The 24,954-nt window shown below is 71.2% G+C and carries 23 protein-coding genes; 12 read left to right on the top strand and 11 right to left on the bottom strand.

Annotated elements, in window-relative coordinates; genetic code table 11:
* Positions 1-55: 55 nt before the first annotated feature.
* The 4 genes from H295_RS0118545 to H295_RS0118530 all read right to left on the bottom strand — a co-directional run bounded on the left by H295_RS0118545 (position 56) and on the right by H295_RS0118530 (position 6,767).
* Positions 56-2,185 (bottom strand): SpoIIE family protein phosphatase, encoded by a 2,130-nt coding sequence (locus tag H295_RS0118545; RefSeq protein ID WP_020136832.1) that lies wholly within the window; start codon positions 2,183-2,185, stop codon positions 56-58.
* A 292-nt stretch (positions 2,186-2,477) separates the two neighbouring features.
* Positions 2,478-3,170, bottom strand: a complete 693-nt coding sequence (locus H295_RS0118540) for a DUF402 domain-containing protein (protein WP_199788599.1) — start codon at positions 3,168-3,170, stop codon at positions 2,478-2,480.
* Between the two features lie 72 nt (positions 3,171-3,242).
* Positions 3,243-4,634 carry a class II fumarate hydratase gene (locus H295_RS0118535; RefSeq protein WP_020136830.1) on the bottom strand — a complete coding sequence of 464 codons (1,392 nt, stop codon included), beginning with the start codon at positions 4,632-4,634 and terminating at the stop codon, positions 3,243-3,245.
* Between the two features lie 468 nt (positions 4,635-5,102).
* Entirely contained in the window at positions 5,103-6,767 is a 1,665-nt protein-coding gene (locus H295_RS0118530; protein WP_020136829.1) for a fumarate hydratase, read from the bottom strand.
* A gap of 166 nt (positions 6,768-6,933) precedes the next feature.
* Between H295_RS0118530 and H295_RS0118525 the strand changes: the two genes are divergently transcribed.
* Both H295_RS0118525 and H295_RS0118520 read left to right on the top strand, forming a co-directional pair.
* Positions 6,934-7,638 (top strand): DUF1707 SHOCT-like domain-containing protein, encoded by a 705-nt coding sequence (locus tag H295_RS0118525; RefSeq protein WP_020136828.1) that lies wholly within the window; start codon positions 6,934-6,936, stop codon positions 7,636-7,638.
* Between the two features lie 174 nt (positions 7,639-7,812).
* Positions 7,813-8,187, top strand: coding sequence for a WhiB family transcriptional regulator (locus tag H295_RS0118520; RefSeq protein ID WP_078616681.1), 375 nt, complete (start codon positions 7,813-7,815; stop codon positions 8,185-8,187).
* A 179-nt stretch (positions 8,188-8,366) separates the two neighbouring features.
* On the opposite strand, the gene glpX is transcribed toward H295_RS0118520, so the two are convergent.
* A complete protein-coding gene (gene glpX / locus H295_RS0118515) occupies positions 8,367-9,401 on the bottom strand; it encodes a class II fructose-bisphosphatase (RefSeq protein WP_020136826.1) in 1,035 nt (344 codons plus the stop codon).
* 127 nt (positions 9,402-9,528) lie between these two features.
* Here glpX and H295_RS0118510 point away from each other — a divergent pair, with 127 nt between their 5' ends.
* The gene (locus tag H295_RS0118510) at positions 9,529-10,050 is read left to right on the top strand and encodes a DUF4245 domain-containing protein (RefSeq protein WP_020136825.1); all 522 of its coding nucleotides are present in this window, start codon (positions 9,529-9,531) and stop codon (positions 10,048-10,050) included.
* A gap of 90 nt (positions 10,051-10,140) precedes the next feature.
* Here H295_RS0118510 and H295_RS0118505 read toward each other — a convergent pair whose 3' ends face one another.
* From H295_RS0118505 to H295_RS0118490, 4 genes are all read right to left on the bottom strand, one after another.
* The gene (locus H295_RS0118505; protein ID WP_020136824.1) at positions 10,141-10,731 is read right to left on the bottom strand and encodes a malonic semialdehyde reductase; all 591 of its coding nucleotides are present in this window, start codon (positions 10,729-10,731) and stop codon (positions 10,141-10,143) included.
* 154 nt (positions 10,732-10,885) lie between these two features.
* Positions 10,886-11,119, bottom strand: a complete 234-nt coding sequence (locus tag H295_RS0118500) for an exodeoxyribonuclease VII small subunit (RefSeq protein ID WP_020136823.1) — start codon at positions 11,117-11,119, stop codon at positions 10,886-10,888.
* 9 nt (positions 11,120-11,128) lie between these two features.
* A complete protein-coding gene (gene xseA, locus H295_RS0118495) occupies positions 11,129-12,337 on the bottom strand; it encodes an exodeoxyribonuclease VII large subunit (protein WP_028809497.1) in 1,209 nt (402 codons plus the stop codon).
* A 102-nt stretch (positions 12,338-12,439) separates the two neighbouring features.
* Positions 12,440-13,828 carry an APC family permease gene (locus H295_RS0118490; RefSeq protein WP_020136821.1) on the bottom strand — a complete coding sequence of 463 codons (1,389 nt, stop codon included), beginning with the start codon at positions 13,826-13,828 and terminating at the stop codon, positions 12,440-12,442.
* A gap of 106 nt (positions 13,829-13,934) precedes the next feature.
* Here H295_RS0118490 and H295_RS0118485 point away from each other — a divergent pair, with 106 nt between their 5' ends.
* Both H295_RS0118485 and ppgK read left to right on the top strand, forming a co-directional pair.
* Positions 13,935-14,981, top strand: coding sequence for a 4-hydroxy-3-methylbut-2-enyl diphosphate reductase (locus tag H295_RS0118485; RefSeq protein WP_028809496.1), 1,047 nt, complete (start codon positions 13,935-13,937; stop codon positions 14,979-14,981).
* Positions 14,982-15,010: 29 nt separating this feature from the next.
* Positions 15,011-15,754: a polyphosphate--glucose phosphotransferase gene (gene ppgK / locus H295_RS0118480; RefSeq protein ID WP_020136819.1), complete on the top strand. Its 744-nt coding sequence runs from the start codon at positions 15,011-15,013 to the stop codon at positions 15,752-15,754.
* 49 nt (positions 15,755-15,803) lie between these two features.
* Here ppgK and H295_RS0118475 read toward each other — a convergent pair whose 3' ends face one another.
* A complete protein-coding gene (locus tag H295_RS0118475) occupies positions 15,804-16,322 on the bottom strand; it encodes a DUF6542 domain-containing protein (protein WP_199788598.1) in 519 nt (172 codons plus the stop codon).
* 178 nt (positions 16,323-16,500) lie between these two features.
* Between H295_RS0118475 and ychF the strand changes: the two genes are divergently transcribed.
* On the top strand, positions 16,501-17,589 hold the full coding sequence (ychF, locus tag H295_RS0118470; protein ID WP_020136817.1) for a redox-regulated ATPase YchF: 1,089 nt from the start codon (positions 16,501-16,503) through the stop codon (positions 17,587-17,589).
* Between the two features lie 71 nt (positions 17,590-17,660).
* Positions 17,661-19,856 carry a DEAD/DEAH box helicase gene (locus H295_RS0118465; protein ID WP_020136816.1) on the top strand — a complete coding sequence of 732 codons (2,196 nt, stop codon included), beginning with the start codon at positions 17,661-17,663 and terminating at the stop codon, positions 19,854-19,856.
* 57 nt (positions 19,857-19,913) lie between these two features.
* Here the strand turns inward: H295_RS0118465 and H295_RS0118460 are convergent, their stop codons facing one another.
* The gene (locus H295_RS0118460) at positions 19,914-21,140 is read right to left on the bottom strand and encodes a serpin family protein (RefSeq protein WP_028809494.1); all 1,227 of its coding nucleotides are present in this window, start codon (positions 21,138-21,140) and stop codon (positions 19,914-19,916) included.
* An 84-nt stretch (positions 21,141-21,224) separates the two neighbouring features.
* Between H295_RS0118460 and H295_RS0118455 the strand changes: the two genes are divergently transcribed.
* The 5 genes from H295_RS0118455 (at position 21,225) to H295_RS0118435 (ending at position 24,945) form a co-directional block, all read left to right on the top strand.
* Positions 21,225-22,514, top strand: coding sequence for a DUF4190 domain-containing protein (locus tag H295_RS0118455; protein ID WP_028809493.1), 1,290 nt, complete (start codon positions 21,225-21,227; stop codon positions 22,512-22,514).
* 147 nt (positions 22,515-22,661) lie between these two features.
* The gene (locus tag H295_RS0118450) at positions 22,662-23,414 is read left to right on the top strand and encodes a GntR family transcriptional regulator (protein WP_020136813.1); all 753 of its coding nucleotides are present in this window, start codon (positions 22,662-22,664) and stop codon (positions 23,412-23,414) included.
* Positions 23,415-23,739: 325 nt separating this feature from the next.
* Entirely contained in the window at positions 23,740-23,931 is a 192-nt protein-coding gene (locus tag H295_RS0118445; RefSeq protein WP_020136812.1) for an SPOR domain-containing protein, read from the top strand.
* Positions 23,932-23,955: 24 nt separating this feature from the next.
* A complete protein-coding gene (locus H295_RS0118440; protein WP_020136811.1) occupies positions 23,956-24,444 on the top strand; it encodes a (deoxy)nucleoside triphosphate pyrophosphohydrolase in 489 nt (162 codons plus the stop codon).
* Between the two features lie 96 nt (positions 24,445-24,540).
* Positions 24,541-24,945 (top strand): ATP-binding protein, encoded by a 405-nt coding sequence (locus H295_RS0118435; protein WP_020136810.1) that lies wholly within the window; start codon positions 24,541-24,543, stop codon positions 24,943-24,945.
* The last annotated feature ends 9 nt before the right edge of the window (positions 24,946-24,954 follow it).

The following is a 24,954-nucleotide window of genomic DNA, read 5'->3' as shown; positions in this document are numbered from 1 at the left end:
GAGGGGGCGCCCGGCACAGGCCGGGCGCCCCCTCTCGTCGTTTCCGTTCCCGGGGCTAGCCCCGGTTGAGCTCGAACCAGACCACCTTGCCGGTGCTCAGCCGGGTGGCGCCCCAGCGCCGGGCGAGCCGGTTCACCAGGTAGAGACCCCGGCCGCCCTCGTCCGTCGCCCGGGCCTGCCGCAGCCGGGGCAGCTGGGGCACGTCGTCGCCGACCTCGCACCGCAGCACGTCGGTCCGCAGCAGCCGGAGCGTCACCGGGCGGGTCGCGTACCGCACCGCGTTGGTGACGACCTCACTCACCAACAGCTCGACCGAGTCGGTGAGATCCTCCATGCCCCAGCGGGACAGCGCCCGCCGCGCCAGCCGCCGCGCCCGACCGGGAGCCGCGTCCTCCGGCTCCAGGAACCAGTACGCCACATCGCTCGGCGCGATCCCGTCGAAGCGGGCCGCGAGCAGCGCGATGTCGTCGTCCCGGTCGCCGGGACCGAGCATGTCCAGCACCTCGTCGCACAGCGCCTCCAGCGGCGGCGGATGGTCAGGACCGGTCAGCTGCGCCGTCGCGGCGAGCTTCTCCCGCAGCTGCTCTATGCCGGTCCACACGTCCCGCAACCGCGACTCCACGAGCCCGTCGGTGTACAGCAGCAGCGTGGCCCCGGCGGGCGCGTCCAGCTCCACGGCCTCGAAGTCGACGCCCCCGACACCGATCGGCGCGCCCGGCGGCACCCGGAGCACCTCCGCGCGGCCGCCCAGATGCAGCAGCACCGGCGGCGGATGACCGGCGTTGGCGATGGTGATCCGGTGCGAGACCGGGTCGTAGACGGCGTAGAGACAGGTCGCCATACGGTCCGTACCGAGCCGCTGGGCCTGTTCGTCGAGGTGGTGCAGCACCTCCTGCGGGGGCAGGTCGAGCCCGGCCAGCGTCTGCGCGGTGGTCCGCAGCTGGCCCATGATCGCCGCCGACGTCATGGAGTGCCCCATGACGTCACCCACCACCAGCGCGACCCGGCTGCCCGGCAGCGGGATCGCGTCGTACCAGTCGCCGCCCACCCGGGCCGTCTCGGCGGCCGGCAGATAACGCGAGGCCAGCCGCACGCCCGTCGGGCGCGGGAGCGTCTCCGGCAGCATGGTGCGCTGGAGCTCGTCGGCGATGTACGCCTCACGGCCGTACAGCACCGCCTTGTCGATGCCCAGCGCGCTGTGCGTGGCGAGCTGGGCGGCGACCAGGAGGTCGTCCGGGTCGAAGGGGATGCGGTCCGGGCGACGCAGGAACAGCGCGGCACCGATGACCCGGCGCCGGCCGCGCAACGGCGCGAGGATCGCGCGACGGCCCGACGGCACGGCGAACTCACAGCCCTCGCCGAGCAGTTCCGGCAGCGCCGCATGGGCCGCCGGGGTGTCCGTGAAGACCGGACGCACCCCACGCAGCACCTCGGCGAGCGCGCTGCCCGGCTGGACCTCGCACAGCTCGGTGCCGAGGCCGTCCAGCTCGGACGGGTTCTCCGGCACCGGGACCGGCAGGATGCCGTCCTCCAGGTCCCGCTCCTGCTGCGGGATCCGGTCGCTGCGCCGCAGCCGGAGCACGAGAGGACCCGTGGGCCGCTCGTCGCCCACCGGCAGCGGGTCGCGCAGATAGACGAGGATCGCGTCCGAGAAGGTCGGCACGGTCGCCCGGCACAGCCCCATCACGATCTCGTCCAGGTCGATGCCCCGGGCGATCCGACGCGTGGCCGCGCCCACGAAGCGCAGCCGGTCGCCGTCCCGCCGCATCGGAGTGGGCCGGCCCGGGGGCAGCCCCTGTCCGGTACGGCGTTCGTCGCCGCTCTGCGTCCGGTCGTCCTCGCCGCCCGGCTGGACCGGGACGGACTCGGAGACGGGCCGCGGGCGGTGCGTGTCCTGCTCGGCGGTGGCCGGCTGGGAGTGCTCGGGGCCGGTACCGGCCGGGTTCATGCCCTTGTCCTTGTTGTTGCCGGTCTTGCCGGTCGAGCCGGTCCTGCTGTTGCTGCTCTGGAGGACGGGGGCCGCGTCCGGGGCGGGGTCACCGGAGCGGGCCTGTACGGGTAAAGCGGGCGGGGCCCCGACGCCCGGGGCGGGAGAGGACACCGGGGAACGCAGCAGCGCCCCACCGGGGTCCGTGGGGTCGACGCCCGGCTGGGAGCGTTCGAAGGAGGTCGGGTGGTCCGTCACGCGTGTCGAATCCGTCCGTCCGGGGCTGCGCGCCGTACACGCAGTGGGTCCCGCCGAAGTCCCGATACCCGGAATGCATGTCCCAGGAACGGAATTTCCGCGTGGTCAGGGGCTGTTCCCGCAGTGGCGGCGAACCGTCGGCCCGTACCGGTGTTGCCCTCGTACCCCACGCTCACGTCCTGCCGCCCCTCGGTGACGATCGGTCAAGCCCAGTGCCCGCCCCGGTAGTTGCCGCTGCGTTTACTTGCGGAGGACGATCCTACGTTTGCGGCCCGGGGGCGCATCAAGGGTCTCATGAGGACAAGTGCGCGGGCGTACGGTCCCAGTCTTCCGGAAGGAGCGGGACACTCCAGGACGGATCGGGCCGCCAGTCGGGCCAGCCACCGGAGAACGGCGGGCCCCAGGCGCGGATCACCTCCACCGCGGAACGCCCCGCGTCCCGCACCCGTTCGGCCAGGTCGGGATCCATCAGACCGTCCTGCTGGGCCTGCGCGAACTCGTCCTCGTCCCGCCACTGCCAACTGCCGTCCGGATCCACCGTGATGTCCAGGAAGTGGTCCTCGGAGTCCACACCCCCGGCCCAACGGGCCAGCGGCTCCTCGAGGTTCACGTACCAGTTCTTGAACCGCCAGCCCGGCTCCCAGAACAGCCACACCGACCACGGCAGGCCGGGCCGGGCCAGCTTCAGCACCCCGGTGCCGAACCAGCGGTCCCGCTGCACGGTCCGCGGCTTGGTGTAACGGGACTCCAGCGGCTCGGCGTGCACGGAGGTGCCGTCGGCCAGCACCGGCTTCACACACTCGGTGCCCGGTGCCAGCCACACGGCCAGCAGCTCCGCGTCGTCGCGTACGACGGTGACGGGGCGGGCGATGTGGAAGCTCGCGCCCGCGTTCTGCCGGTAGCGCCACAGGATCTGACTCCCGGGCTCCCAGAAGTGCGCCGACGTACCCGCTTCCACCGCTCTCACCGCTCCACCGTCTGCCATGAACAGATATTAGGTGCCATAGGCATACGACGCTGCGGTACGCGTCACGGTTCACGCCGGGGCGGGGAAAGGTTACGGCCGTGTCATCCGCAGGACATCCAGGGCCTCGTCGAGCTGCTGCTCCGTCAGGTCGCCGCGCTCCACGTACCCGCTCTCCAGCACGACCTGCCGGATCGTCTTCCGTTCCGCCAGGGCCTTCTTGGCGACCTTCGCGGCCTCCTCGTACCCGATGTACTTGTTGAGCGGGGTGACCACGGAGGGCGAGGACTCGGCGTACTCCCGGGCGCGTTCACGGTGGGCGACGATGCCGTCGACGGTGCGGTCGGCGAGCAGCCGGGAGACGTTGGCGAGCAGCCGGACCGACTCCAGGACGTTCTTGGCGATGACCGGAAGCATCACGTTGAGCTCGAAGTTGCCGGCCGCGCCCGCGGTGGCGACGGTCGCGTCGTTGCCGATCACCTGGGCGGCGACCATGAGCACGGCCTCCGGGATCACCGGGTTGACCTTGCCGGGCATGATCGAGGAACCGGGCTGGAGGTCGGGGAGCGAGATCTCCGCGAGGCCGGTCCTCGGCCCGGAGGACATCCAGCGCAGGTCGTTGGCGATCTTCGTCAGCCCGACCGCGATGGTCCTGAGCTGCCCGCTGGTCTCCACGATCCCGTCCCGGGCGCCCTGCGCCTCGAAGTGGTCCCGCGCCTCGGTGAGGGGCAGCCCGGTGGTGCGGGCGACCTCCTCGATGACGGCGGCGGAGAAACCGGGCGGGGTGTTGATGCCGGTGCCGACGGCGGTGCCGCCCAGGGGGAGTTCGGCGAGCCGGGGGAGCGAGGCGGTGAGGCGCTCCACGCCGTACCTGATCTGGGCGGCGTAGCCCCCGAACTCCTGGCCGAGCGTCACCGGGGTGGCGTCCATCAGATGGGTCCGCCCCGACTTCACGACGTCGGCGAACTCCTCGGACTTGCGGGTCAGGGCCGCGGCGAGGTGCTCGAGCGCCGGGATCAGGTCCTGGGTGACGGCGGCGGTGGCGGCGATGTGGATGGAGGAGGGGAAGACGTCGTTGGACGACTGGGAGGCGTTCACATGGTCGTTGGGATGTACGCTGCGGCCCTCGCCGAGCCGCTCCGTCGCCAGGGTCGCGATGACCTCGTTGGCGTTCATGTTCGACGAGGTGCCGGAGCCGGTCTGGAAGACGTCGATCGGGAAGTGCTCGTCCCACTTGCCCTCCGCGACCTCCTCGGCGGCCTCCTGGACGGCCTCCGCGATGTCCTTGTCGAGCACCCCCAGCCGCGCGTTCACCTTCGCGGCCGCGCCCTTGATCCGGGCGAGCGCCTCGATGTGCGCCCGCTCGATCCGCTGCCCGGAGATCGGGAAGTTCTCCACGGCCCGCTGCGTCTGGGCCCGCCACTTGGCGTCCACGGGAACCTGGACCTCGCCCATGGAGTCGTGCTCGATGCGGTATTCGCTCATACCGGGTACAGCGAACGGGGCGGGCGGGTTGTTCCGGCCGTGGGCTGGTCGGGTGCCTGCCGGGGGTGAGCCGGGCCTCGCGCGGGTGTGCGGCAGTGACTGGTCCGAGACCCTGGCGGTGCAACGGCCGCCGTCGGCGCGTCCCGTGTACGAGAGATCGCGCCGGCACCCGTCAGCCCGTCCGGCGTTCGAGGACGAGGATCCTCAGCCCGCTGGGGCCGGGTACAGGCTCTCTGCGGCGGGGTCTAAGGGGCGCGGCCCCTGGGGACGGGACGGGTAGGGGCGGCGGGGGCGAGACATCCGTCCCTCCGCCGCACCCGAGGCACTACGCCGGCCCGGGGCCCCGCACCGGAATCGTCGTGAGGACGGGGCCGTTCAGGCCGAAGCGGGGTCGAAGGGGCGGCAGGCCCTGGGGACGGGACGGGTAGGGGCGGCGGAGGCGAGATCCATACCCGCCGCCCGGAGGCACTACGCCAGCCCGGGGCCCCGCACCGGAATCGACGTGAACGTCGGTGCGGGCGCCGGGTCCTGGAAGAAGTCGTTGCCCTTGTCGTCGACGACGATGAAGGCGGGGAAGTCCTCGACCTCGATCTTCCAGACGGCCTCCATGCCGAGCTCCTCGTACTCGACGACCTCGACCTTCTTGATGCAGTCCTGGGCGAGCCGGGCGGCCGGGCCGCCGATGGAGCCGAGGTAGAAGCCGCCGTGGCTGTCGCAGGCCTTGGTGACCTGGGCCGACCGGTTGCCCTTCGCCAGCATCACCTTGGAGCCGCCCGCCGCCTGGAACTGCTCGACGTAGGAGTCCATGCGGCCGGCCGTGGTCGGACCGAAGGAACCGGACGCGTAGCCCTCGGGGGTCTTCGCCGGGCCTGCGTAGTACACCGGGTGGTCCTTGAGGTACTGCGGCATCTCCTCGCCCGCGTCAAGGCGTTCCTTGATCTTGGCGTGGGCGATGTCCCGCGCCACGACCAGCGGGCCGGTGAGCGACAGCCGCGTCTTCACCGGGTACTTGGTGAGCTCGGCGAGGATCGACTCCATCGGCTGGTTCAGGTCGATCCGCACGACGTCGGACTCGTCCAGGTGCTCGTCCGTCGTCTCCGGCAGGAACCGCGCGGGGTCCGTCTCCAGCTGCTCCAGGAAGACACCTTCCGCGGTGATCTTCGCGACGGCCTGCCGGTCGGCCGAGCAGGACACCGCGATGGCCACCGGGCAGGACGCACCGTGCCGGGGCAGCCGTACGACCCGCACGTCGTGGCAGAAGTACTTGCCGCCGAACTGCGCCCCGATCCCGATCTTCTGGGTCAGCTCGAAGACCTTCTCCTCCAGCTCCTTGTCCCGGAAGCCGTGCCCGAGCTCCGAGCCCTCGGCCGGGATCTCGTCCAGGTAGTGCGCGGAGGCGTACTTGGCGGTCTTCAGCGCGTACTCGGCACTGGTACCGCCCACGACGATCGCCAGGTGGTACGGCGGACAGGCGGCCGTGCCGAGCGAACGGATCTTCTCCTCCAGGAACTTCATCATGGAGGCCTCGTTCAGGACGGCCTTCGTCTCCTGGTAGAGGAACGACTTGTTGGCCGAGCCGCCGCCCTTCGCCATGAACAGGAACTTGTACGCGCCGCCGTCGGTGGCGTACAGCTCGATCTGCGCGGGGAGGTTGGAGCCGGTGTTCTTCTCGTCCCACATGGTCAGCGGGGCCATCTGGGAGTAGCGCAGGTTGAGGTTCAGGTACGCGTCGTAGATGCCCTTGGACAGCGCGGCCTCGTCACCGCCCTCGGTGAGGACGTTCTGCCCGCGCTTGCCCATGACGATCGCCGTACCGGTGTCCTGGCACATCGGGAGCACGCCGGCGGCCGCGATGTTCGCGTTCTTCAGCAGGTCCAGCGCGACGAACTTGTCGTTGGCGGACGCCTCGGGGTCGTCGATGATGCGGCGCAGCTGGGCGAGGTGGGCCGGGCGCAGGTAGTGCTGGATGTCGTGGATGGCCTCCTCGGCGAGCTTGCGCAGCGCCTCCGGCTCCACCTTGAGGAAGGTCCGCCCGTCGGCCTCGAAGGTGGAGACACCCTCGGAGGTCACCAGCCGGTAGGGGGTGGTGTCCTCTCCCATGGGGAGCAGATCGGTGTATGCGAACTCAGGCATCTCAGCCCATTCCTCACTCGAAAGACGGCGGCCCGCCGCCGTTGGCGGGCCTCACCAGCCTAGAACCTGTCCAAGGTCGAGAGCTTGTGAGGTAGGGCTCAGTTGCTTCCCCAAGACTTGTCCACAGGCCTAGTCGCGATCTATCGCGTTTGGGTACGCTGCTGCCGTGGACCTTCAGAAGCCCGACCTTCAGAAGCACGCGGGCCCCGCACCGGCGGTGGCCGACCTGCGCGCCTCGGACGCCGACCGTGACCGCATCGCCGACATCCTCCGCGAGGCCCTCGCGGAGGGCCGGCTGACCTCCGACGAGCACGCCGAGCGGGTCGAGGGGGTGCTGAGCGCCAAGACGGTCGGTGAGCTGGAGATCTTCATCCGGGACCTGCCCGCCGCTCATGAGCGCCGGGCCGCCCCGGCCTGGACCCCGGCCGCCAACCGCCCGACCGACGCGATCCCGCACGACCCGGACGACAACGTGGTGGCGGTCTTCAGCTCCGCCGTCCGCAAGGGCCGCTGGCGCGCGGGCCGCCGCATCCACGCCTACGCGATCTTCGGCAGTGTCGAGATAGACCTGAGCGAGGCGGTCTTCGAGTACCGCCAGGTCGTCATCAAGGCGTTCTCGGTCTTCGGAAACGTGGAGGTGCGCGTCCCGGAGAACGTCTCGCTGCGCGGCACCGGCGGTGGCGTTCTCGGGAACTTCGAGGTGGACACCCTGGACTCGCCCGACGCCGACGCCCCGGTGGTCTACATCGACGGCTGGGCGATCCTCGGCAACATCGAGGGGCGGCCCAAGCGCGGCAGGCTCGTGGCGGACATCCTCGACCGGGTCCATCACAAGGTCGACAGGAGTTTGCGCAAGCATCTGGGCCATTAACGGCTGTGAATGCGCACGGTTTCGGAGCGAAGCGGTCCCGCCTCGACCGAGTCCCCGAAGGGCGTACGAGCACGCGGAATCCGGCGGTCGGGAACTCAGTGCATAGGCGCGCGCACAGCGGGTAGGGCTTGCTGCATCGTCTCTCGCTCGCGAAGCCGTCGTCAGGAGTAGACCGTGCTGCAACCGCCGCATTCGTCCCTGCAGGTAGCTCCCGTGCCGGCCCAGCGGGGGCCGGTGCGGGACAGGGACCAAGACGCTCCATGGCACACCGAGGCGGTGTGCCGGCGCGACGAGGCCGGCCTGTTCTTCGCCCCGTCCAAGGAACCCACCGCCGCGAGGCTCTCCCGCGAGGAGGCCGCGAAGCGCGTCTGCGCCCGCTGCCCGGTCATGGTCGAGTGCCGCGAACACGCCCTGCTGCAGCCCGAGCCCTACGGCGTCTGGGGCGGCCTGACCGCGGCGGAACGCCGAGTGGTCCTGGCCCGCCGCAGGCGCCGCGACCTGGAACTCACCAAGGCGGCGAGGGCGGCCCGCATAGCCCAGGCGGGCTGACCCGCCGCATCACGCGAAAAGGCGCCCCCACCGCACCGGGGGCGCCTTTCGAACTGGGCTGAGCGGGAACCTACCTAGGGGCGCGGGGCTGTATCAATGTGCGGCTCCGCCGCGTGGGCGCGACAAGCCTCGACGCACCCGCACCCGCCAACGCTCCGAAGCCCCCGAGCTGTCACGCGCTACTTGGCCCGGTCGAAATCGATCGCACTGTAGGCCCGCAGCTTGCTGAGCCGGTGCTCCGAGTCGATCCGCCGCACCGTCCCCGACTTCGACCGCATCACGATCGAGTCGGTCGTCGCGGTCTCCGACCGGTACCGCACACCTCGCAGCAGCTCACCGTCGGTGATCCCGGTCGCCACGAAGAACACGTTCTCCCCGGACACCAGGTCGTCCGTGGTCAGCACCCGGTCCAGATCGTGCCCGGCGTCGACAGCCCGCGCCCGCTCCTCGTCGTCCTTCGGCCACAGCTTGCCCTGGATCGTGCCTCCGAGGCACTTCACGGCACAGGCGGAGATGATCCCCTCCGGCGTACCGCCGATGCCCAGCAGCATGTCGACGCCGGTGCCCTCGCGCAGCGCGTAGATCGAGCCCGCCACGTCACCGTCGGAGATCAGCTTGATCCGCGCGCCCGCCTCCCGGATCTCCTTGATGATCCCTTCGTGCCGGGGCCGGTCCAGGATGACCACGGTCACGTCCTCCGGGGTGACCCGCTTCGCCTTGGCGACCCGCCGGATGTTCACCGACACCGGCGCGTCGATGTCGACGAAGTCCGCGGCCTCGGGCCCGGTGACCAGTTTGTCCATGTAGAACACGGCGGACGGGTCGAACATCGACCCCCGGTCCGCCGCGGCCAGCACCGCGATCGCGTTCGGCATGCCCTTGGCGTTGAGCGTGGTCCCGTCGATCGGGTCCACGGCGATGTCGCACTCGGGTCCGGTGCCGTCGCCGACGCGCTCGCCGTTGAAGAGCATCGGCGCCTCGTCCTTCTCGCCCTCGCCGATGACGACCACGCCGTTCATCGACACGGTGGAGACGAGGGTCCGCATGGCGCGCACCGCGGCACCGTCGGCGCCGTTCTTGTCGCCCCGGCCGACCCAGCGGCCCGCGGCCATCGCGGCGGCTTCGGTCACCCGGACGAGTTCCAGGGCGAGGTTGCGGTCGGGGGCCTCGGAGGGGACTTCGAGTTCGGACGGCAGATGATGATGCTCGGTCATCGGAGCGCACCTTTCTGATACGACGACGGCCGGATGAGGGTTCGACCGTCGACTCTATCGCCAGTCCGACAAAATGAGCAGGGGACCCCACGGATGAGCGGACCGGGCACCTGCGACGATAGGGGGCGTGGCAGGTTCGAACGGCAAGCAGAAGACGGTCCGGGACATGATTCTCTCCCTGGGCCTGATCGGGATCGCGGCGGCGGTCATCTACGTGTTCATCCCGCACGACGACTCCGCTCCGGACATCAAGACGGTCGACTACCGCGTCGAGCTGCTGACGGCCCGTCGCGCGGCCTCCTATCCGGTGGCCGCTCCCGAGGGGCTGCCGGCGGGCTGGAAAGCGACCTCGGTGCGCTTCCGGGCCGACGAGTCCGACGCCTGGCACCTGGGCTTCCAGGCCCCCGGTGGTGAGTACGTGCAGATCGAGCAGTCCACTCAGAAGCCGTCGGAGTTCATCGACGAGGCGAGCCAGGGCGGCGAGGCGACCAAGCAGACCGAGGAGATCGCGGGCCGCACCTGGACCCGGTACACCGGTGGCCGCTACGACGCCCTCGTGCACCAGGGCGACGGGGCGACGACGGTGGTCGCGGGCACGGGTTCGCCGGCCCAGCTGACCGAGATGGCGAAGTCGCTGAAGATGGCGTGACGACGGAGAACCCGACGGCATGGGGAAGGGCCCCCGCGGCAGCGCGGGGGCCCTTTCTCATGGCTGGTGTCTCAGGCGACGGCCGATGTCTCAGACGGTGGTGACGACCTCGTCGTAGGTCAGCCGCGGGGAGCGCGGGAACCAGGCGTCGTCGCCCGGCTTGCCGATGTTGACGACCATCAGCGGGGTGTGGTCGTCGTCCAGGAACTCCTTGCGGACGCCTTCGAAGTCCAGGCCGGTCATCGGACCGGCGGCCAGACCCGCGGCGCGGACGCCGATGATGAAGTACGCGGCCTGGAGGGCGGCGTTCAGCCCGGCGGCACCCTCACGGGCGGGGCGCTCGGCGAAGAAGAGGTCCTTGGCCTGGGGGAAGTGCGGGAAGAGCTGCGGCAGCTCCTCGTGGAACTCGTTGTCCGCGGAGAGGATCGCGACCAGCGGGGCGGTGGCGGTCTTCGGCTGGTTGCCCTCGGCCATGTGCTGGACCAGGCGCTCGCGGGCCTCGGCGGAGCGGACCAGGGTGATGCGCAGCGGGCTCTGGTTGAAGGCGGTGGGGCCGTACTTGACCAGGTCGTAGATGGCCTGGACCTGCTCGTCGGTCACCGGCTCGTCGGTGAAGGTGTTCGCGGTGCGGGCCTCGCGGAACAGCAGGTCCTGGGCGGCGGGGTCAAGAACGAGAGACATGAGGGAAACCTTCTCGGGTGGTGCGGGGATGTGCAGGACACCCGGAAGCGGACCGGGGACCGTTTGACGTTCCCGACCGTACGCGATTGAAGTTCAATGTTCAACGAAAGGCGGGGCGTGGTGATCCGCTTCACAGATCACCCGGGCTTTACCGCTACTCCGAGTCGCCCCCGGCCCCGGTCTCCTCCTCGGCCAGCGCCGCGTCCAGCCGCGCCCGCGCACCGTCCAGCCAGCGCCGGCACACCTTGGCCAGCTCCTCGCCCCGCTCCCAGAGCGCGAGGGACTCCTCCAGAGTCGTGCCGCCCGCCTCCAGGCGTCGTACGACCTCGATCAGTTCGTCCCGCGCCTGCTCGTACCCGAGCGCCTCTTCCGCCACCTTGCTGGTCATCCGCCCACCCTATGCATCGACTCGGACAACGAACTCACCCTCGGCGACCCGCGCCCGCAGGGTCTCCTCGGCCGCCACCTCGTCCGGCGCCCGCACCACGTGCCCGTCCGCCTTCTGGAGCACGGCGTACCCGCGCTGGAGGGTCGCGGCGGGGGAGAGGGCCACCACGCGCGCGTGCGTGTGCGCCAGCTCGGAGTCGGCGCGGTCGAGGAGGTGACCGAGCGTGCGACGGCCGCGGTCGGCCAGGGCGGCCACATGGTCGGCGCGCTCGTCGATCATCCGGTGCGGGTCCTCTATGGACGGCCGCGCCAACGCGTGCGCGAGCCCCCGCTCCTCCCGCTGGAGGAACGACTCGACACACCGCCGCGCGCGGTCCCTGAGCGCCCGCACCCGCTCGTACTCCTCGCCCACGTCCGGGACGACCTTCTTCGCCGCGTCCGTCGGCGTCGAGGCCCGCAGGTCGGCGACGTAGTCCAGCAGCGGGGTGTCCGGCTCGTGCCCGATCGCGGAGACGACGGGGGTTCGGCAGGCCGCGACCGCCCGCACCAACTGCTCGTCGGAGAACGGCAGCAGGTCCTCCACACTGCCGCCGCCGCGCGCCACGATGATCACGTCCACGTCGTCGAGCGCGTCCAGTTCCTTGACCGCCTGCACGACCTGCGGGACCGCGTGCACGCCCTGCACCGGGACATTGCGCACCTCGAAGCGGACGGCGGGCCAGCGGTGCCGGGCGTTCTCCAGGACGTCCCGCTCGGCGGCCGAGGCGCGCCCGCACACCAGCCCGATCAGCTGCGGCAGGAACGGCAGCGGCTTCTTCCGCTCCGCCGCGAACAGCCCCTCGGCGGCCAGGGACTTCTTCAACTGCTCCAGCCGCGCGAGCAGCTCACCGACCCCGACCGGCCTTATCTCGGTGGCCCGCAGCGACAGCTGCCCCCGCGGCGCGTACCACTCCGGCTTCGCCAGTACGACGACCCGGGCGCCCTCGCTGACGACCTCGGCGACGTCGTCGTAGACCTGGCGGAAGCAGGTCACGCTCACCGAGATGTCGTACGACGGATCGCGCAGCGTGAGGAACACCACGCCCGCGCCCGGGCGCCGGCTCAGCTGGGTGATCTGCCCCTCGACCCACACGGCGCCGAGACGGTCGATCCACCCGCCGATGAGCCGCGACACCTCACCGACGGGCAAGGGCGTTTCGGGAGTCGAGTTCACAGCCATGCCGCGAGCGTAACGGCCGACTCGGACAACGAGCCGTCAGCGAGGGGGTCCTGTCGGCCGGGCTCCCCACGCGGGTGGCCGCCGCCCACCTTCCCGGTCAGGTCACCGGCGTGGCGTCTCCTCCGTGGGGGAACGCCGGGCGCGTTGGACCGTCAGGACCGCGAGGCCCGCCACGAGCCAGAGCGCGCCCACCACCTGCGCCGCCCCCGACGCCTCCACGATCACCGCCACCGTGATCGCCGCCCCCGCCACCGGCAGCAGCACATGCCGCCACCAGATCACCAGGCCGCCGCGCCGCCTGACCGCGAACCAGCCGACCACGCTCGCGTGCAGCAGCGTGAACGCCGTCAGGGCGCCGATGTCGACCACGGAGACCAGGTGGTCCATGCCGTCGTCCCGGCGGGCCGCCCACACCGCGGCGACCAGGGTGATCCCGGCCGCACACAGCAGGGCCACACGCGGGACGCCCGAGTCCGTCCGGGCCAGCGCCCGCGGCAGACGCCGGTCGCGGCCCATCGCGAACAGCAGCCGCCCCGCTGCCGCCTGCCCGGCCAGCGCCGCGAAGGCCGCGCCGATCGCCTTGCTGACGGCCACCAGATCGTGCAGCCAGGTGCCGGCCGCGGAGTCGACCGCGTCGTAGAAGGCCGAACCCTGCCTGCCCGGATCCTGCGCGTACTGCGCCGACGTCGTCGGGTCCAGGAGCGCCACCAGGTACGTCTGCGCCACGAACAGCACGCCCGCCAGGGCCAGGCAGAACAGCACCGCGCGCGCGACCTTCGCCGAACCGCCGGTGACCTCCTCCGCGAAGGAGGCGATCGCGTCGAAGCCCAGGTACGACAGAACCGCGACCGAGACCGCGCCGATCACCGCCGACAGCGCGAACGCCCCCTGGGTGCCGTCCCCGGACAGCGGCGACAGCCAGCCCCGTTCGGCACCGTCCCGCGCGAGGACGACGACCGCCGAGACCGCGAAGACCAGCAGGACCACGATCTCCATCGCCAGCACCAGGAAGCCCACCCGGGCCGCCGTCCGCACGCCCCACAGGTTCAGCAGGGTCGTCACGACCACCGCGAGCGCCGTCCACACCCAGCGGGAGACCTCCGGGACCAGGGAGTTCAGCGCGATGCCCGAGAACAGGTACGCGACCGCCGGGATGAGGAGATAGTCCAGCATCGCCATCCAGCCCGCGACGAACCCGGCCTCCCTGCCGAGCCCCGCGCGCGCGTAGGCGAACACCGACCCCGCCTGGGGGACGACGCGCACCATCTGCGCGTAACTGAACGCGGTGAACGCCATCGCCACCGTCGCGGCCACATAGACCAGAGCGACCGCCCCGTGCGACTTCGCGTCCAGGGTGCCGTAGACGCCGACGGGCGCCATCGGCGCGATGAACAGCAGCCCGTAGACCACGAGGTCCCGGAATCCCAGGCTGCGCCGCAGGTCGCCGTGTTCCTCCTCGGCCGTACGGTCCGCCGTACCGGTACCGGACATCGTGCCTCCGCCTGGTGCTCGTCCGCCCCGCTCCTCACTCTCCTGGTCAGTTTCCCCAGGGAGGTCGAGGGCACGCGATCTTTGACCGGCCGAACGCGGCCTTACGATGGGACGCATGACCGCTTCGCCTGGCCGCCGTGTCCTGCTCGCCGCCCCCCGTGGCTACTGCGCGGGGGTGGACCGCGCCGTGATCGCCGTGGAGAAAGCCCTGGAGCAGTACGGGGCTCCGGTGTACGTCCGGCACGAGATCGTCCACAACAAGTACGTCGTGCAGACCCTGGAGAAGAAGGGCGCCATCTTCGTCGAGCGGACGGAGGAGGTCCCGCCGGGCAACATCGTCATGTTCTCGGCGCACGGCGTCGCCCCCGTCGTCCACGAGGAGGCGGCCCGCGGCAAGCTCGCCACCATCGACGCGACCTGCCCGCTGGTCACCAAGGTCCACAAGGAAGCCGTCCGGTTCGCCAACGAGGACTACGACATCCTCCTGATCGGGCACGAGGGCCACGAGGAGGTCATCGGCACCTCCGGCGAGGCCCCCGACCACATCCAGCTCGTCGACGGCCCGGCCGACGTCGCCAAGGTCGAGGTCCGCGACCCGTCGAAGATCGTCTGGCTCTCCCAGACCACCCTCAGCGTCGACGAGACCATGGAGACCGTCGACGCCCTCAAGGAGAAGTTCCCGCAGCTCATCTCCCCGCCCAGCGACGACATCTGCTACGCCACGCAGAACCGTCAGCTCGCGGTGAAGCAGATGGGCGCCGAGGCCGAACTGGTCATCGTGGTCGGCTCCCGCAACTCCTCCAACTCCAAGCGCCTCGTCGAGGTCGCCAAGCTGGCCGGCTCCCGCGAGGCCTACCTCGTGGACTTCGCGAGCGAGATCGACGAGGCCTGGCTGGAGGGCGTGACGACGGTGGGTGTCACCTCCGGCGCCTCCGTCCCCGAGGTCCTCGTCGAGGAGGTCCTGGAGTGGCTGGCCGTGCGCGGCTACGGCGACGTGGAGCTGGTGAAGGCGGCCGAGGAGTCCATCACCTTCTCGCTGCCCAAGGAGCTTCGCCGCGACCTGCGCGAGGAGGCGGCCGCGCTGGTCGCCGAGCGCAAGGGCGCTGCCGGGACCACGGGCAGCACCGGCGCTACGGGGACCTCCGGGGCGTGACTGTCCGTCGTCCGTCGTAACGTAGGGCCATGCAGATCTTCGGCTTGGACATCGGCGGATCCGGGATCAAGGGCGCCCCGGTGGACCTCGACAAGGGCGACCTCGCCCAGGAGCGCCACAAAGTGCTCACCCCGCACCCGGCGACGCCCGAGGGCGTCGCCGACGGGGTGAAGCAGGTCGTGGACCACTTCGGCTGGACCGGCCCGGTCGGGCTGACCTTCCCGGGCGTGGTCACCGGCGGCTCCCACATCCGTACGGCCGCCAATGTCGACAAGAGCTGGATCGACACCGACGCGCGCGCGTTGTTCGGCGAGCGGCTCGGCGGGCTCCCGGTGACCGTGGTCAACGACGCGGACGCGGCCGGCGTCGCCGAGATGAACTTCGGCGCGGGCAAGGACCGCAAGGGCACCGTCATCCTGCTCACCTTCGGCACCGGCATCGGCAGCGCGGTCTTCGTCGACGGCGTCCTCGTCCCCAACAGCGAGCTGGGCCACCTGGAGCTGCACGGCCACGACGCGGAGAAGAAGGCGTCTAGCAAGGCCCGGGAGGACGAGGAGCTCAGCTGGGAGCACTGGGCCCGCCGTGTGCAGAAGTACCTCGCCCATGTCGAGATGCTCTTCTCGCCCGAGCTGTTCATCATCGGCGGTGGCGTCAGCCGCAAGTCCGAGAAGTTCCTGCCGCACATCGAGGGCATCGAGGCGGAGATCGTCCCTGCGCAGTTGCAGAACAACGCGGGGATCGTGGGGGCGGCGATGCACGCGGCCCACGAGTAGCGCGGCGCTGTGCCGCTCAGGGCCGGCGTGGTGGGGCGGCGACCCCCGGTCAGCGTGAGCGGCTGCGTACCAGCATGATCCGGCGGACCAGGGCGACCAGGCCGGCGGCCAGGGTGCCGGCGTAGAGCCAGCCGGCCTGTGTCGCCAGCGCGGTGAACAGGCCCATCAGCCGGCCCGAGGCACCGCCGCCGCCGTCGGCGACGGGGAGGAGGCCGGTGGCGAAGGCGATCGGCGCGATGATCGGGGCGGTCAGCAGATCGCCCCGGCGCAGCCAGACCGCCGTCAGCACGCACGCCGGCAGGAACAGCACCCCGTACGCCGTCAGCGACGCTCCGAACAGCAGCGCGTCGAGACAGCCGAGCAGGAACATCAGCGCCATGCAGAACAGGCCGGCGCCCAGCCCGGTGAGCCGGGGGTTCGGCAGCCGCCGCAGCGTCCGGACCACCGGGGGCGGCGGGCGGCGGGCCACCGGCGGCCGGCGCCCGCCCCGGGCCTGCGCGGGCAGCGGCGCTCCCGGATTCGCGCGTCGCGTTCCGTTGTGCGGGGGGCGGGTCCTGTAGTGCTCCACTGGACCAACCTAGGTCTGCTTATGTGCCCGATCGCCCTTCAGACACGCCGGGGGAAAGACCTTGGCCATGCGTTCGAGAGGCCCGCCGGGGCGGGGTGCGGCACGCCGTAGACTGGTGGATCGGCCCCCTGGCCGCCCAGTCTCCTCACGTCTCCTCTCACGTACGGGAAGTCGCAACGTGTCGCTCACGATCGGAATCGTCGGCCTGCCGAATGTCGGCAAGTCGACCCTGTTCAACGCCCTGACCAAGAACGACGTGCTGGCGGCCAACTACCCGTTCGCCACGATCGAGCCCAATGTCGGTGTGGTCGGCGTCCCGGACCCGCGCCTTGCGAAACTGGCCGAGATCTTCTCCTCCCAGAAGATCCTCCCGGCGACCGTGGACTTCGTCGACATCGCGGGCATCGTGAAGGGCGCCTCCGAGGGCGAGGGCCTGGGCAACAAGTTCCTCGCGAACATCCGTGAGTCGGACGCGATCTGCCAGGTCATCCGCGCCTTCAAGGACGAGAACGTCGTGCACGTCGACGGCAAGGTCTCGCCGAAGGACGACATCGAGACGATCAACACCGAGCTGATCCTGGCCGACCTCCAGACCATCGAGAAGGTCCTGCCCCGCCTCCAGAAGGAGTCGCGGATCAAGAAGGACGTCGCCCCGAAGGTCAAGGCCGTCGAGGAGGCCAAGGAGATCCTGGAGCGGGGCGACACCCTCTTCTCCGCGGGCATCGTCCAGGGCTCCGGCAACGAGGAGCTCCTGCACGACCTGCACCTGCTCACCACCAAGCCCTTCCTCTACGTCTTCAACGTCGACGAGGACGAACTGGTCGACGACGACTTCAAGAACGAGCAGCGTGCCCTGGTCGCCCCGGCCGAGGCGATCTTCCTGAACGCCAAGCTGGAGGCGGACCTCGCCGAGCTCGACGAGGAGGACGCCCTGGAGCTCCTGGAGTCGGTCGGCGCCGAGGAGCCCGGCCTGGCCACCCTCGCCCGCGTCGGCTTCAACACCCTCGGCCTCCAGACCTACCTCACGGCCGGCCCCAAGGAATCCCGCGCCTGGACCATCAAGAAGGGCGCCACGGCCCCCGAGGCGGCCGGCGTGATCCACACGGACTTCCAGAAGGGCTTCATCAAGGCGGAGGTCATCTCCTTCGACGACCTGGTGGAGACGGGCTCCGTGGCCGAGGCCCGCGCGAAGGGGAAGGCGCGGATGGAGGGCAAGGAGTACGTGATGCAGGACGGGGACGTGGTGGAGTTCCGCTTCAACGTCTGACCACAATCAGAGACCTGTGTTCCCCGCCTCCCGGCGGGCGGGCACAGGTTTCTGTCCATGGAGGGGGGACCGTGGGGCGTGACGAGCGGGAGACCGTCGCGAGGGGAGCGCGGCTGTTCGAGGCGGCCCAGGCCGTGGTCGTCGACCACGGCAGGGCGGCGGAGGCCGTACGGGCCGCGCTGAAGCCGCTGCACGACACGGCGGTGAAGCGGGAGCTCGACGCGATCCCCGTCGCCCGGCTCCAGGACGTCACCGAGGGGCGGCTGCGGCTCGGGAGTGTCGAGAAGAGCGGCCTGCGCACCGTCGGTGACGTTCTCGAAGCGGGCCCCTACCGGCTCCGGCAGATTCCCGGTGTCGGACAGCGCACCGTCGACCAGATGCTCGCGGCCGCCCGGCGGCTCTCCGAGGCGGCGCACGAGACCGTGGCCGTCCACATCGACGTCGAGCGGCCGGAACCGGGTACCACCGCGCTGGTCATCGCCCTGCACGTACTGGTGGAGGCCGGCCCGGACGCCCGGCGTGCCGTCGACAAGGCCGCCGTCCTGTCGAAGCGGCTCGATCCGCTGCTCGCCGACGCCAGGCTCGCCGTCGGGCGGATCCGGATGCTCCTGGCGGGCCAGGAGAAGAAGGCGCGCGCATGGGCCGCCGTCGCCGGGATCCGGTCGCTGGTGGACGAGGCGGAGCGGGCGGGCCTGCCCGGGCTCTTCGCCCAGGCCTCGGTGGACCTGCTCCGGGGGCCCGCGACCGACATCGCGGCCTGGGTCGACTTCGAACTCCGCTCCGCGGAGTACTACAGCCTGCTCGCCGAGATCTCCGGGCGGCAGCCGGACGTGGCCGCCGCCGAGGGATTCCTGCCGGACGAGATCGCCGAGCGGGTGCGGACCCAGCACCTCGACGACACCCACCGGCGGGTCTCCCTGCGCGGCTACCAGGCGTTCGGCGCGCGGTTCGCGCTCGCGCAGCGCAAGGTGATACTCGGCGACGAGATGGGCCTCGGCAAGACCATCCAGGCGATCGCCGTGCTGGCACACCTCGCTGCCGGGGGACAGAGCCACTTCATGGTCGTCTGCCCGGCGAGCGTCCTCGTGAACTGGACCCGGGAGATCGAGGCCCGCAGCGCCCTGCCGGTCACCGTGCTCCACGGACCCGACCGGCACCTCGCGTTCGGCGACTGGAAGGCGCGGGGCGGGGTCGGGGTGACCACTTTCGATGCGCTGCGCGGCTTCCCCGCCCCAGGCCGCGGGGAGGTCGCCCTGCTCGTGGTGGACGAGGCGCACTCCGTGAAGAACCCGAAGGCCAAGCGGTCCCAGGCGGTCGCCGGGTGGGCGGAGCACTGCGAGCGAGCCCTCCTGATGACCGGGACCCCGATGGAGAACAGGGTCGTGGAGTTCCACCACCTGGTCCGGATGCTCGACGGCGACCTCGCGGACTCCCTCGGCGAAGGAGATGCCCGGGCCGGGTCGGTCGGCTTCCGCAAGGCCGTCGCCCCGGTCTACCTGCGACGCAACCAGGAGGACGTGCTGACGGAACTCCCGAGTCTCCAGCACACCGACCAGTGGGAGGAACTGAGCGCGTCGGACGCGGAGGCCTACCGGGAAGCCGTGGCCGCCGGCAACTTCATGGCGATGCGCAGGGCCGCGTACATGGTCCCCGAGAAGTCGGCCAAGCTGGACCGGCTCCGGGAGATCGTGCAGGAGGCCGGGGAGAACGGGCAGAAGACGGTGGTCTTCTCGCACTTCAAGGACGTACTGGGCGTGGTGCGGGAAGCACTCGCGCCGGCGGACTCCGGCGGCGTCCCGCTGTTCGGCCCGTTCACCGGCAGTGTCCCGGCCGGGCGACGGCAGCGGATCGTCGACGAGTTCGCCGCTGTCCCGGGCCCCGCGGTCCTGCTGGCGCAGATCCAGGCCGCGGGCATCGGCCTCAACCTCCAGGCCGCCTCCGTCGTCGTCATCTGCGAACCCCAGATCAAGCCGACCATCGAGCACCAGGCGGTGGCCCGCGCCCACCGTATGGGCCAGGTCAGACCAGTGCGCGTGTACCGGCTCCTCGCCACCGGGGGCGTGGACGAACGCCTGGTGAGACTGCTGGAGACCAAGACCCGCCTCTTCGACGCCTACGCCCGCCGCAGCGCCGTGGCCGAGGCGTCCCCGGACGCGATCGACGTGTCCGACACCGAACTGGCCCGGCGGATCGTCGAGGAGGAACAGGCCCGTCTGGGCCTCACGGACGAGAGGCTCACGGACGAGAAGCTCACGGCCGCCGAGTGAAGCGGCCGGGGCGGCGGTTCCAGGACCGCCGTCACTCCGGCCGGGGACGACTGAGCCTCACCCCTCGTCGTCGTCCGGGTAGAGCTCCGGGTCCGTGACCCAGCCCGCCGTGAGGACGAGGCGTGAGTGGCGGTGGACGGCGAGGAAGGCGAAGGGGCGGTCGAAGACAGCCCGCACCTCGGTGGTGATCCAGCGCGGCTCGGGCGGCGCCGATCCGACGGCCCCCAACGCGGTCACCGCGGCGGAACGGAAGCCCCTGGCGGCGAACTTCGCCATCGTGGACTGCTGGGCGGAGCCGATGGCCAGGGGCGCGGCGCTGATGCCGGGGAAGTGGCCCTCCCGCGTGTCCCGTGCCGTGGTGAGGCCGAACAGCCGGTGCAGTCCGAGGAGATCGTGCTGGGCCTGGAGGTCGAAGGCCACGGTCTCCGCGGTCAGCAGCGGTGGCAGCGGCCGTGTACTGGGACTTCTGAACACGTGCAGCCCCGGCCCCGGCTCCCCGTAGGGCAGTCGGAAACCCGACACCACTCGCCGGCGGTCGTCCAGGAGACCGACGCCCGCCCTCAGCACCTGCCCTGCCGTCATCTGCTCCTCGCCCAGCAGGAGATGAACATCAACGGCCGTGTCACCCAGCACCCTCAGCTCGGTGACATGGCCGTCGGGTGTCTCGGCCACGCCGACCCGGTCCAGAAGTGCGCTCGTGCGGGACAGGCCCCGCAGCACACGATCAGCCCAGGGACCTGTCCCCGGGGCCCACGGCCCTTCCCGGAAGGGCCGCAGCCACGTGGTCCGCAGTGCCAGCGCGCTCGCCAGCACCAACTGCGTGTCCTCCCGGACCTCGACGGGCATCCGCTCGATCAGCCCACCCGTCCGCTTCGCGGCCCATGTGTCCAACTCAAGCTGATCGACCGCCGGATCCCCGCTGAGCCTCCCGTGCGCGTCGGCCGGCAGCCCTGCCCCCCACGGCTCCCGCAGCTCCACCGTCGGCGCGGTCCACAGGCCGAGGGCGGACTCCAGCCCCCGTACGGTCGCCGGCCCGCGCAGCAACTCCCGTGCCGCGGAGGCGCATTCCTCCGCCGGGAGACCCACGGCCCCCGCCAACTCGGCACGCGCCGCCCCGTGTGCCCCGTCGGCCAGCAGGGCCAGCAGCGGCCACACCCCGACGGGTGAGAACACGGTCCCTTCGTCGGGTGAGGCCGCCCCGCCCGCGGTCCGTTCCTCCCACGCCTCGGCCCACCGCGCCGCGAGGCCGTTCACCGCCCTGGTCGTCGTCCTCGTGATCGCCATTCCGCCCCCGCCCGCCCCACGCATACGATGCGCCCAGTCGTACGTCAGTTCCCCGCCGCTGTCTGAACCAGGAGCACGGTACCCGTGTCCATACCCCCGCCCCCTGGGCCGCACCAGCCCGACCCCGCCCAGGGGCCCCAGGGACCGTCCCCCGCGCCCGACCCGTACAGGCCCCCGCCGGAGGGGCACCAGCACCAGCCCTACGGACAGCAGCCTTACGGTCAGCCCCCGTACGGCCCCCCGCCCCAGCCGTACCAGCCCTACGGCCCACCCCCCGGCACCCCCGCCCCCTACCAGACCTGGGGCCAGGGCTACAGCCCCTACGCCCGGCCCTCCCCCGTGAACGGGCTCGCCATCGCCTCACTGGTGCTCGGGGTGCTGTGCTGTGTTCCGGCCGCCGGGCTCGTGCTGGGCGTGATCGCGCTGGTGCAGATCAAGAAGAAGGGGCAGTCCGGCAAGGGGATGGCGATCGCCGGTTCGATCCTGTCGGGGCTCGGACTCGCCCTGTGGGTGGCGGCGCTCGCCACCGGCGGGCTCTCCGGGGCGTGGGAGGGGTTCAAGAAGGGCGCGACGGAGGGCGCGGCCCTCTCCGTGGTGAAGGGACAGTGCTTCGATGCGCCGGGGGAGTCCCTCGACGGCCTCACGTACGACGTCGACGAGGTGCCCTGCGCGGGTGAGCACGACGGCGAGGTGTTCGGCGAGTTCGAGATGAGCGGGTCGGTCTTCCCCGGCGACGCCGCCGTCTCCGACGCGGCCGACGAGCGGTGCTACCCCCTCCAGGACGCCTACGTCATGGACACCTGGTCGCTCCCCGACGACGTGGACGTGTACTACTTCGGCCCGACCCGGCAGAGCTGGCGCCTCGGCGACCGCGAGGTCAGCTGCATCTTCGGCAACACCGACGAGAAGGGCACCCTGACCGGCTCGCTGCGCGTCGACGCGACCACCCTCGACGACGACCAGCTCACCTTCCTCATGGCGGCCAACGCCGTCGACAAGACGTTCTGGGAGGAGCCCGAGGAGCAGCCGGAGGACGACCTGTCGGGCTACCGGGACTGGGCGCGGGACGTCCATGACACGCTCGACGACGAGGTCCGCCACCTGCGGGCGCACACCTGGACGGGCGCCCCGGCCAAACCGGTGGAAGCCCTGATCAGGGACATGGAGAAGTCCCGCGGCGAGTGGGCGAAGGCCGCCGCCTCCGATGACGTGGACACCTTCTACACGCACTACGACGCGGGCTACGCCTTCGTCGACGGCTCCACGACCGTCACCGCCCGCAAGGCTCTGGGGCTCGCCACCGACCCGCCGTACGACGACGATGATTCAAGCGGCGAGGGCGGCGACTCAGGGAGCTCCGAGCTCAATGTGTGAACCCGGCCATAGCGGGGAGAAAGTGCCTGCGTAAAGCCCACCACCGGAACATGTCATCACATCGAGTGATTCTCTGGCCTTTGCTTGCATGGGCCAACCCACGGTTGCCAGGCTGTTGCTGTCTGTACAACCTGATGGGAGCGGCCAGTGACATTCGGTGAGCAGCCGGCGTACCTGCGCGTCGCGGGTGATCTCCGCAAGAAGATCGTCGACGGTTCGCTGCCACCGCATACCCGCCTGCCGTCCCAGGCGAGGATCCGCGAGGAGTACGGCGTCTCGGACACCGTCGCCCTCGAGGCGCGCAAGGTGCTGATGGCGGAGGGTCTGGTCGAGGGCCGCTCCGGGTCCGGGACCTATGTCCGGGAGCAGCCCGTGCCCCGCCGTATCGCCCGCTCCGGCTACCGCCCGGCCTCGGGGGCCACCCCCTTCCGGCAGGAGCAGGCGGACGGGGAGGGGCGCGGCACCTGGGAGTCCAGCAGCCGCCAGACCGAGGCCTCCGCCCTCATCGCCGAGCGGCTCGCCATCCGGCCCGGCGACCGCGTGATGTGCACCAAGTACGTCTTCCGCGAGGCCGGCGAGCCCATCATGCTCTCCACCTCCTGGGAGCCCCTCGCGGTGACCGGGCGCACCCCCGTGATGCTGCCCGAGGAGGGCCCCCTCGGCGGCATGGGCGTCGTCGAGCGGATGGCCGCCATCGACGTCGTCGTGGACAACGTCACCGAGGAGGTCGGTGCCCGCCCCGGCCTCGCCGAGGAACTGCTCGCCCTGGGCGGTGTCCCCGGCCATGTCGTCCTGGTGGTCCACCGCACCTACTACGCCTCGGGGCGCCCCGTGGAGACGGCAGACGTGGTCATTCCGGCCGACCGCTACCAGGTCGCGTACCACCTTCCGGTGAAGTAGCGCGCGCCCCGGGGCGGTTGCCCCGTGCGGGTGCTCGGCAGGCGCTCAACGGGCCCACGGGCGAACGCCGTTCGAATTCGGCCGTTCTCGCAGGTCGACACCGCAGTCCCGACGGCACCCCTGACCGGAGGCACCGCCGCCCACCGGGGGCGCGTTCGCTGTCGCGCGCCCCGGGTCCGAGGAGTCCGTCCTGGCTGGTTGCGTACCTCTTTGTGAAAACGCGTGTTCGCTGCGTAAAGGTTGGGCGTAGGCTCGGGCATATGCGGAGTGCGGTTTCCTTATCGGGTGGGGCTCGACGCAGGTCGGGAAGGAGCGGTGGGGCGCAATGAACGACGGCACGATCACTCTTCCCTGGCTCGTCATACGGCAGGACGACAACGGCAATCGCTACCGCGTGGGCAGGTACGCGACCAGGGCGGAGGCCCAGAAGATCGCCGACAGTCTCGACGCCCGCGGACACAAGCAGCTCTACTGGGTCGAGCGCATCGGCCAGAACGGCGTCAGTTCGGCCGACTGACCGCCCTCCCGTAGGCTCCGGCGCATGACGGAACGGATCGTGGTGGTGGCGGCCGCCCTCTACGACGGTGACCGCCTCCTCGCGGCCCGCCGCAGCGCACCCCCGGCCCTCGCCGGCCGGTGGGAGCTGCCGGGCGGCAAGGTGGAGAGCGGTGAGACGCCGGAGGAGGCACTCGTCCGCGAACTCCGGGAGGAACTCGGCGCAGAGGTGGAGGTGCGGGAGCGCGTCCCCGGCGAGTGGCCCCTGAAGCCCCCGTACGTCCTCCAGGCGTGGACGGCCCGCCTGCTCCCGGGTTCCCCCGCCCCTAAGCCCCTCCAGGACCACGACGAGCTCCGCTGGCTGACACCGGACGAGCTCTGGGACGTCGACTGGCTCGACCAGGACGTAGAAGCGGTCGGAGCACTGAAGCTCCTCAGGGGCGCGGGGCTGCGTCGATATGCGGCTCCGCCGCGGGGCGCGACCAGCCCCAACGCACCCGCACCCGCCCCACAACAGAACCCCCCGAGTTCTTAGGCGCCCCGGTCTTCAGCCATTCGCACGGTACCGCCCCCGCAGAATCGGGTATGTGCCCCTTAACCCCACGAAAGCGGACATGGGCTGGCCCGGGATGTGATCGGCGTGATCGACACCGAAGGCGACTGCGCCGAGTGGATCTTCCCAGCGGACCCCGGTGCCGTACGTGCCGCCCGTGCCGCGGTCCGCGAGAGGCTGCGGCACTGGGGCCTCGACGTCCTCGCGGATGTTGCCGCCCTGCTGGTCAGCGAGCTGGTGACGAACTCCCTTCGGCACGCCACCGGCCCCATCGGTGTCCGTCTGGTCCGCCCCGGCGCGGTCGACGGCGTCCTCCTGGTGGAGGTCTCCGACCCCCTCCCCGACCCGCCCCGCGAACGCGTCGCCGAACTGGACGACGAGAGCGGCCGCGGCCTCCAGCTGGTCGCCCACGCCGCCCACCGCTGGGGCACCCGACCCGGCGCGAGCGGCAAGACGGTCTGGTTCGAGCTCTCGCTGCCATGAGGAACACAT

This window comes from Streptomyces sp. 351MFTsu5.1 (assembly GCF_000383655.1).
GTDB lineage: Bacteria > Actinomycetota > Actinomycetes > Streptomycetales > Streptomycetaceae > Streptomyces > Streptomyces griseorubiginosus.
The sequence above is the reverse complement of the archived record's forward strand: the minus strand, read 5'-3'. Positions and strand labels throughout refer to the sequence as shown.

Coding starts and splice junctions, on each gene's coding strand:
- H295_RS0118540 (WP_199788599.1), bottom strand. CDS start 3,170: ATGGCAGACGGTGGAGCGGTGAGAGCGGTGGAAGCGGGTACGTCGGCG.
- H295_RS0118535 (WP_020136830.1), bottom strand. CDS start 4,634: ATGAGCGAATACCGCATCGAGCACGACTCCATGGGCGAGGTCCAGGTT.
- H295_RS0118530 (WP_020136829.1), bottom strand. CDS start 6,767: ATGCCTGAGTTCGCATACACCGATCTGCTCCCCATGGGAGAGGACACC.
- glpX (WP_020136826.1), bottom strand. CDS start 9,401: ATGACCGAGCATCATCATCTGCCGTCCGAACTCGAAGTCCCCTCCGAG.
- H295_RS0118505 (WP_020136824.1), bottom strand. CDS start 10,731: ATGTCTCTCGTTCTTGACCCCGCCGCCCAGGACCTGCTGTTCCGCGAG.
- H295_RS0118500 (WP_020136823.1), bottom strand. CDS start 11,119: ATGACCAGCAAGGTGGCGGAAGAGGCGCTCGGGTACGAGCAGGCGCGG.
- xseA (WP_028809497.1), bottom strand. CDS start 12,337: ATGGCTGTGAACTCGACTCCCGAAACGCCCTTGCCCGTCGGTGAGGTG.
- H295_RS0118490 (WP_020136821.1), bottom strand. CDS start 13,828: ATGTCCGGTACCGGTACGGCGGACCGTACGGCCGAGGAGGAACACGGC.
- H295_RS0118485 (WP_028809496.1), top strand. CDS start 13,935: ATGGGACGCATGACCGCTTCGCCTGGCCGCCGTGTCCTGCTCGCCGCC.
- ppgK (WP_020136819.1), top strand. CDS start 15,011: ATGCAGATCTTCGGCTTGGACATCGGCGGATCCGGGATCAAGGGCGCC.
- H295_RS0118460 (WP_028809494.1), bottom strand. CDS start 21,140: ATGGCGATCACGAGGACGACGACCAGGGCGGTGAACGGCCTCGCGGCG.
- H295_RS0118445 (WP_020136812.1), top strand. CDS start 23,740: ATGAACGACGGCACGATCACTCTTCCCTGGCTCGTCATACGGCAGGAC.
- H295_RS0118440 (WP_020136811.1), top strand. CDS start 23,956: ATGACGGAACGGATCGTGGTGGTGGCGGCCGCCCTCTACGACGGTGAC.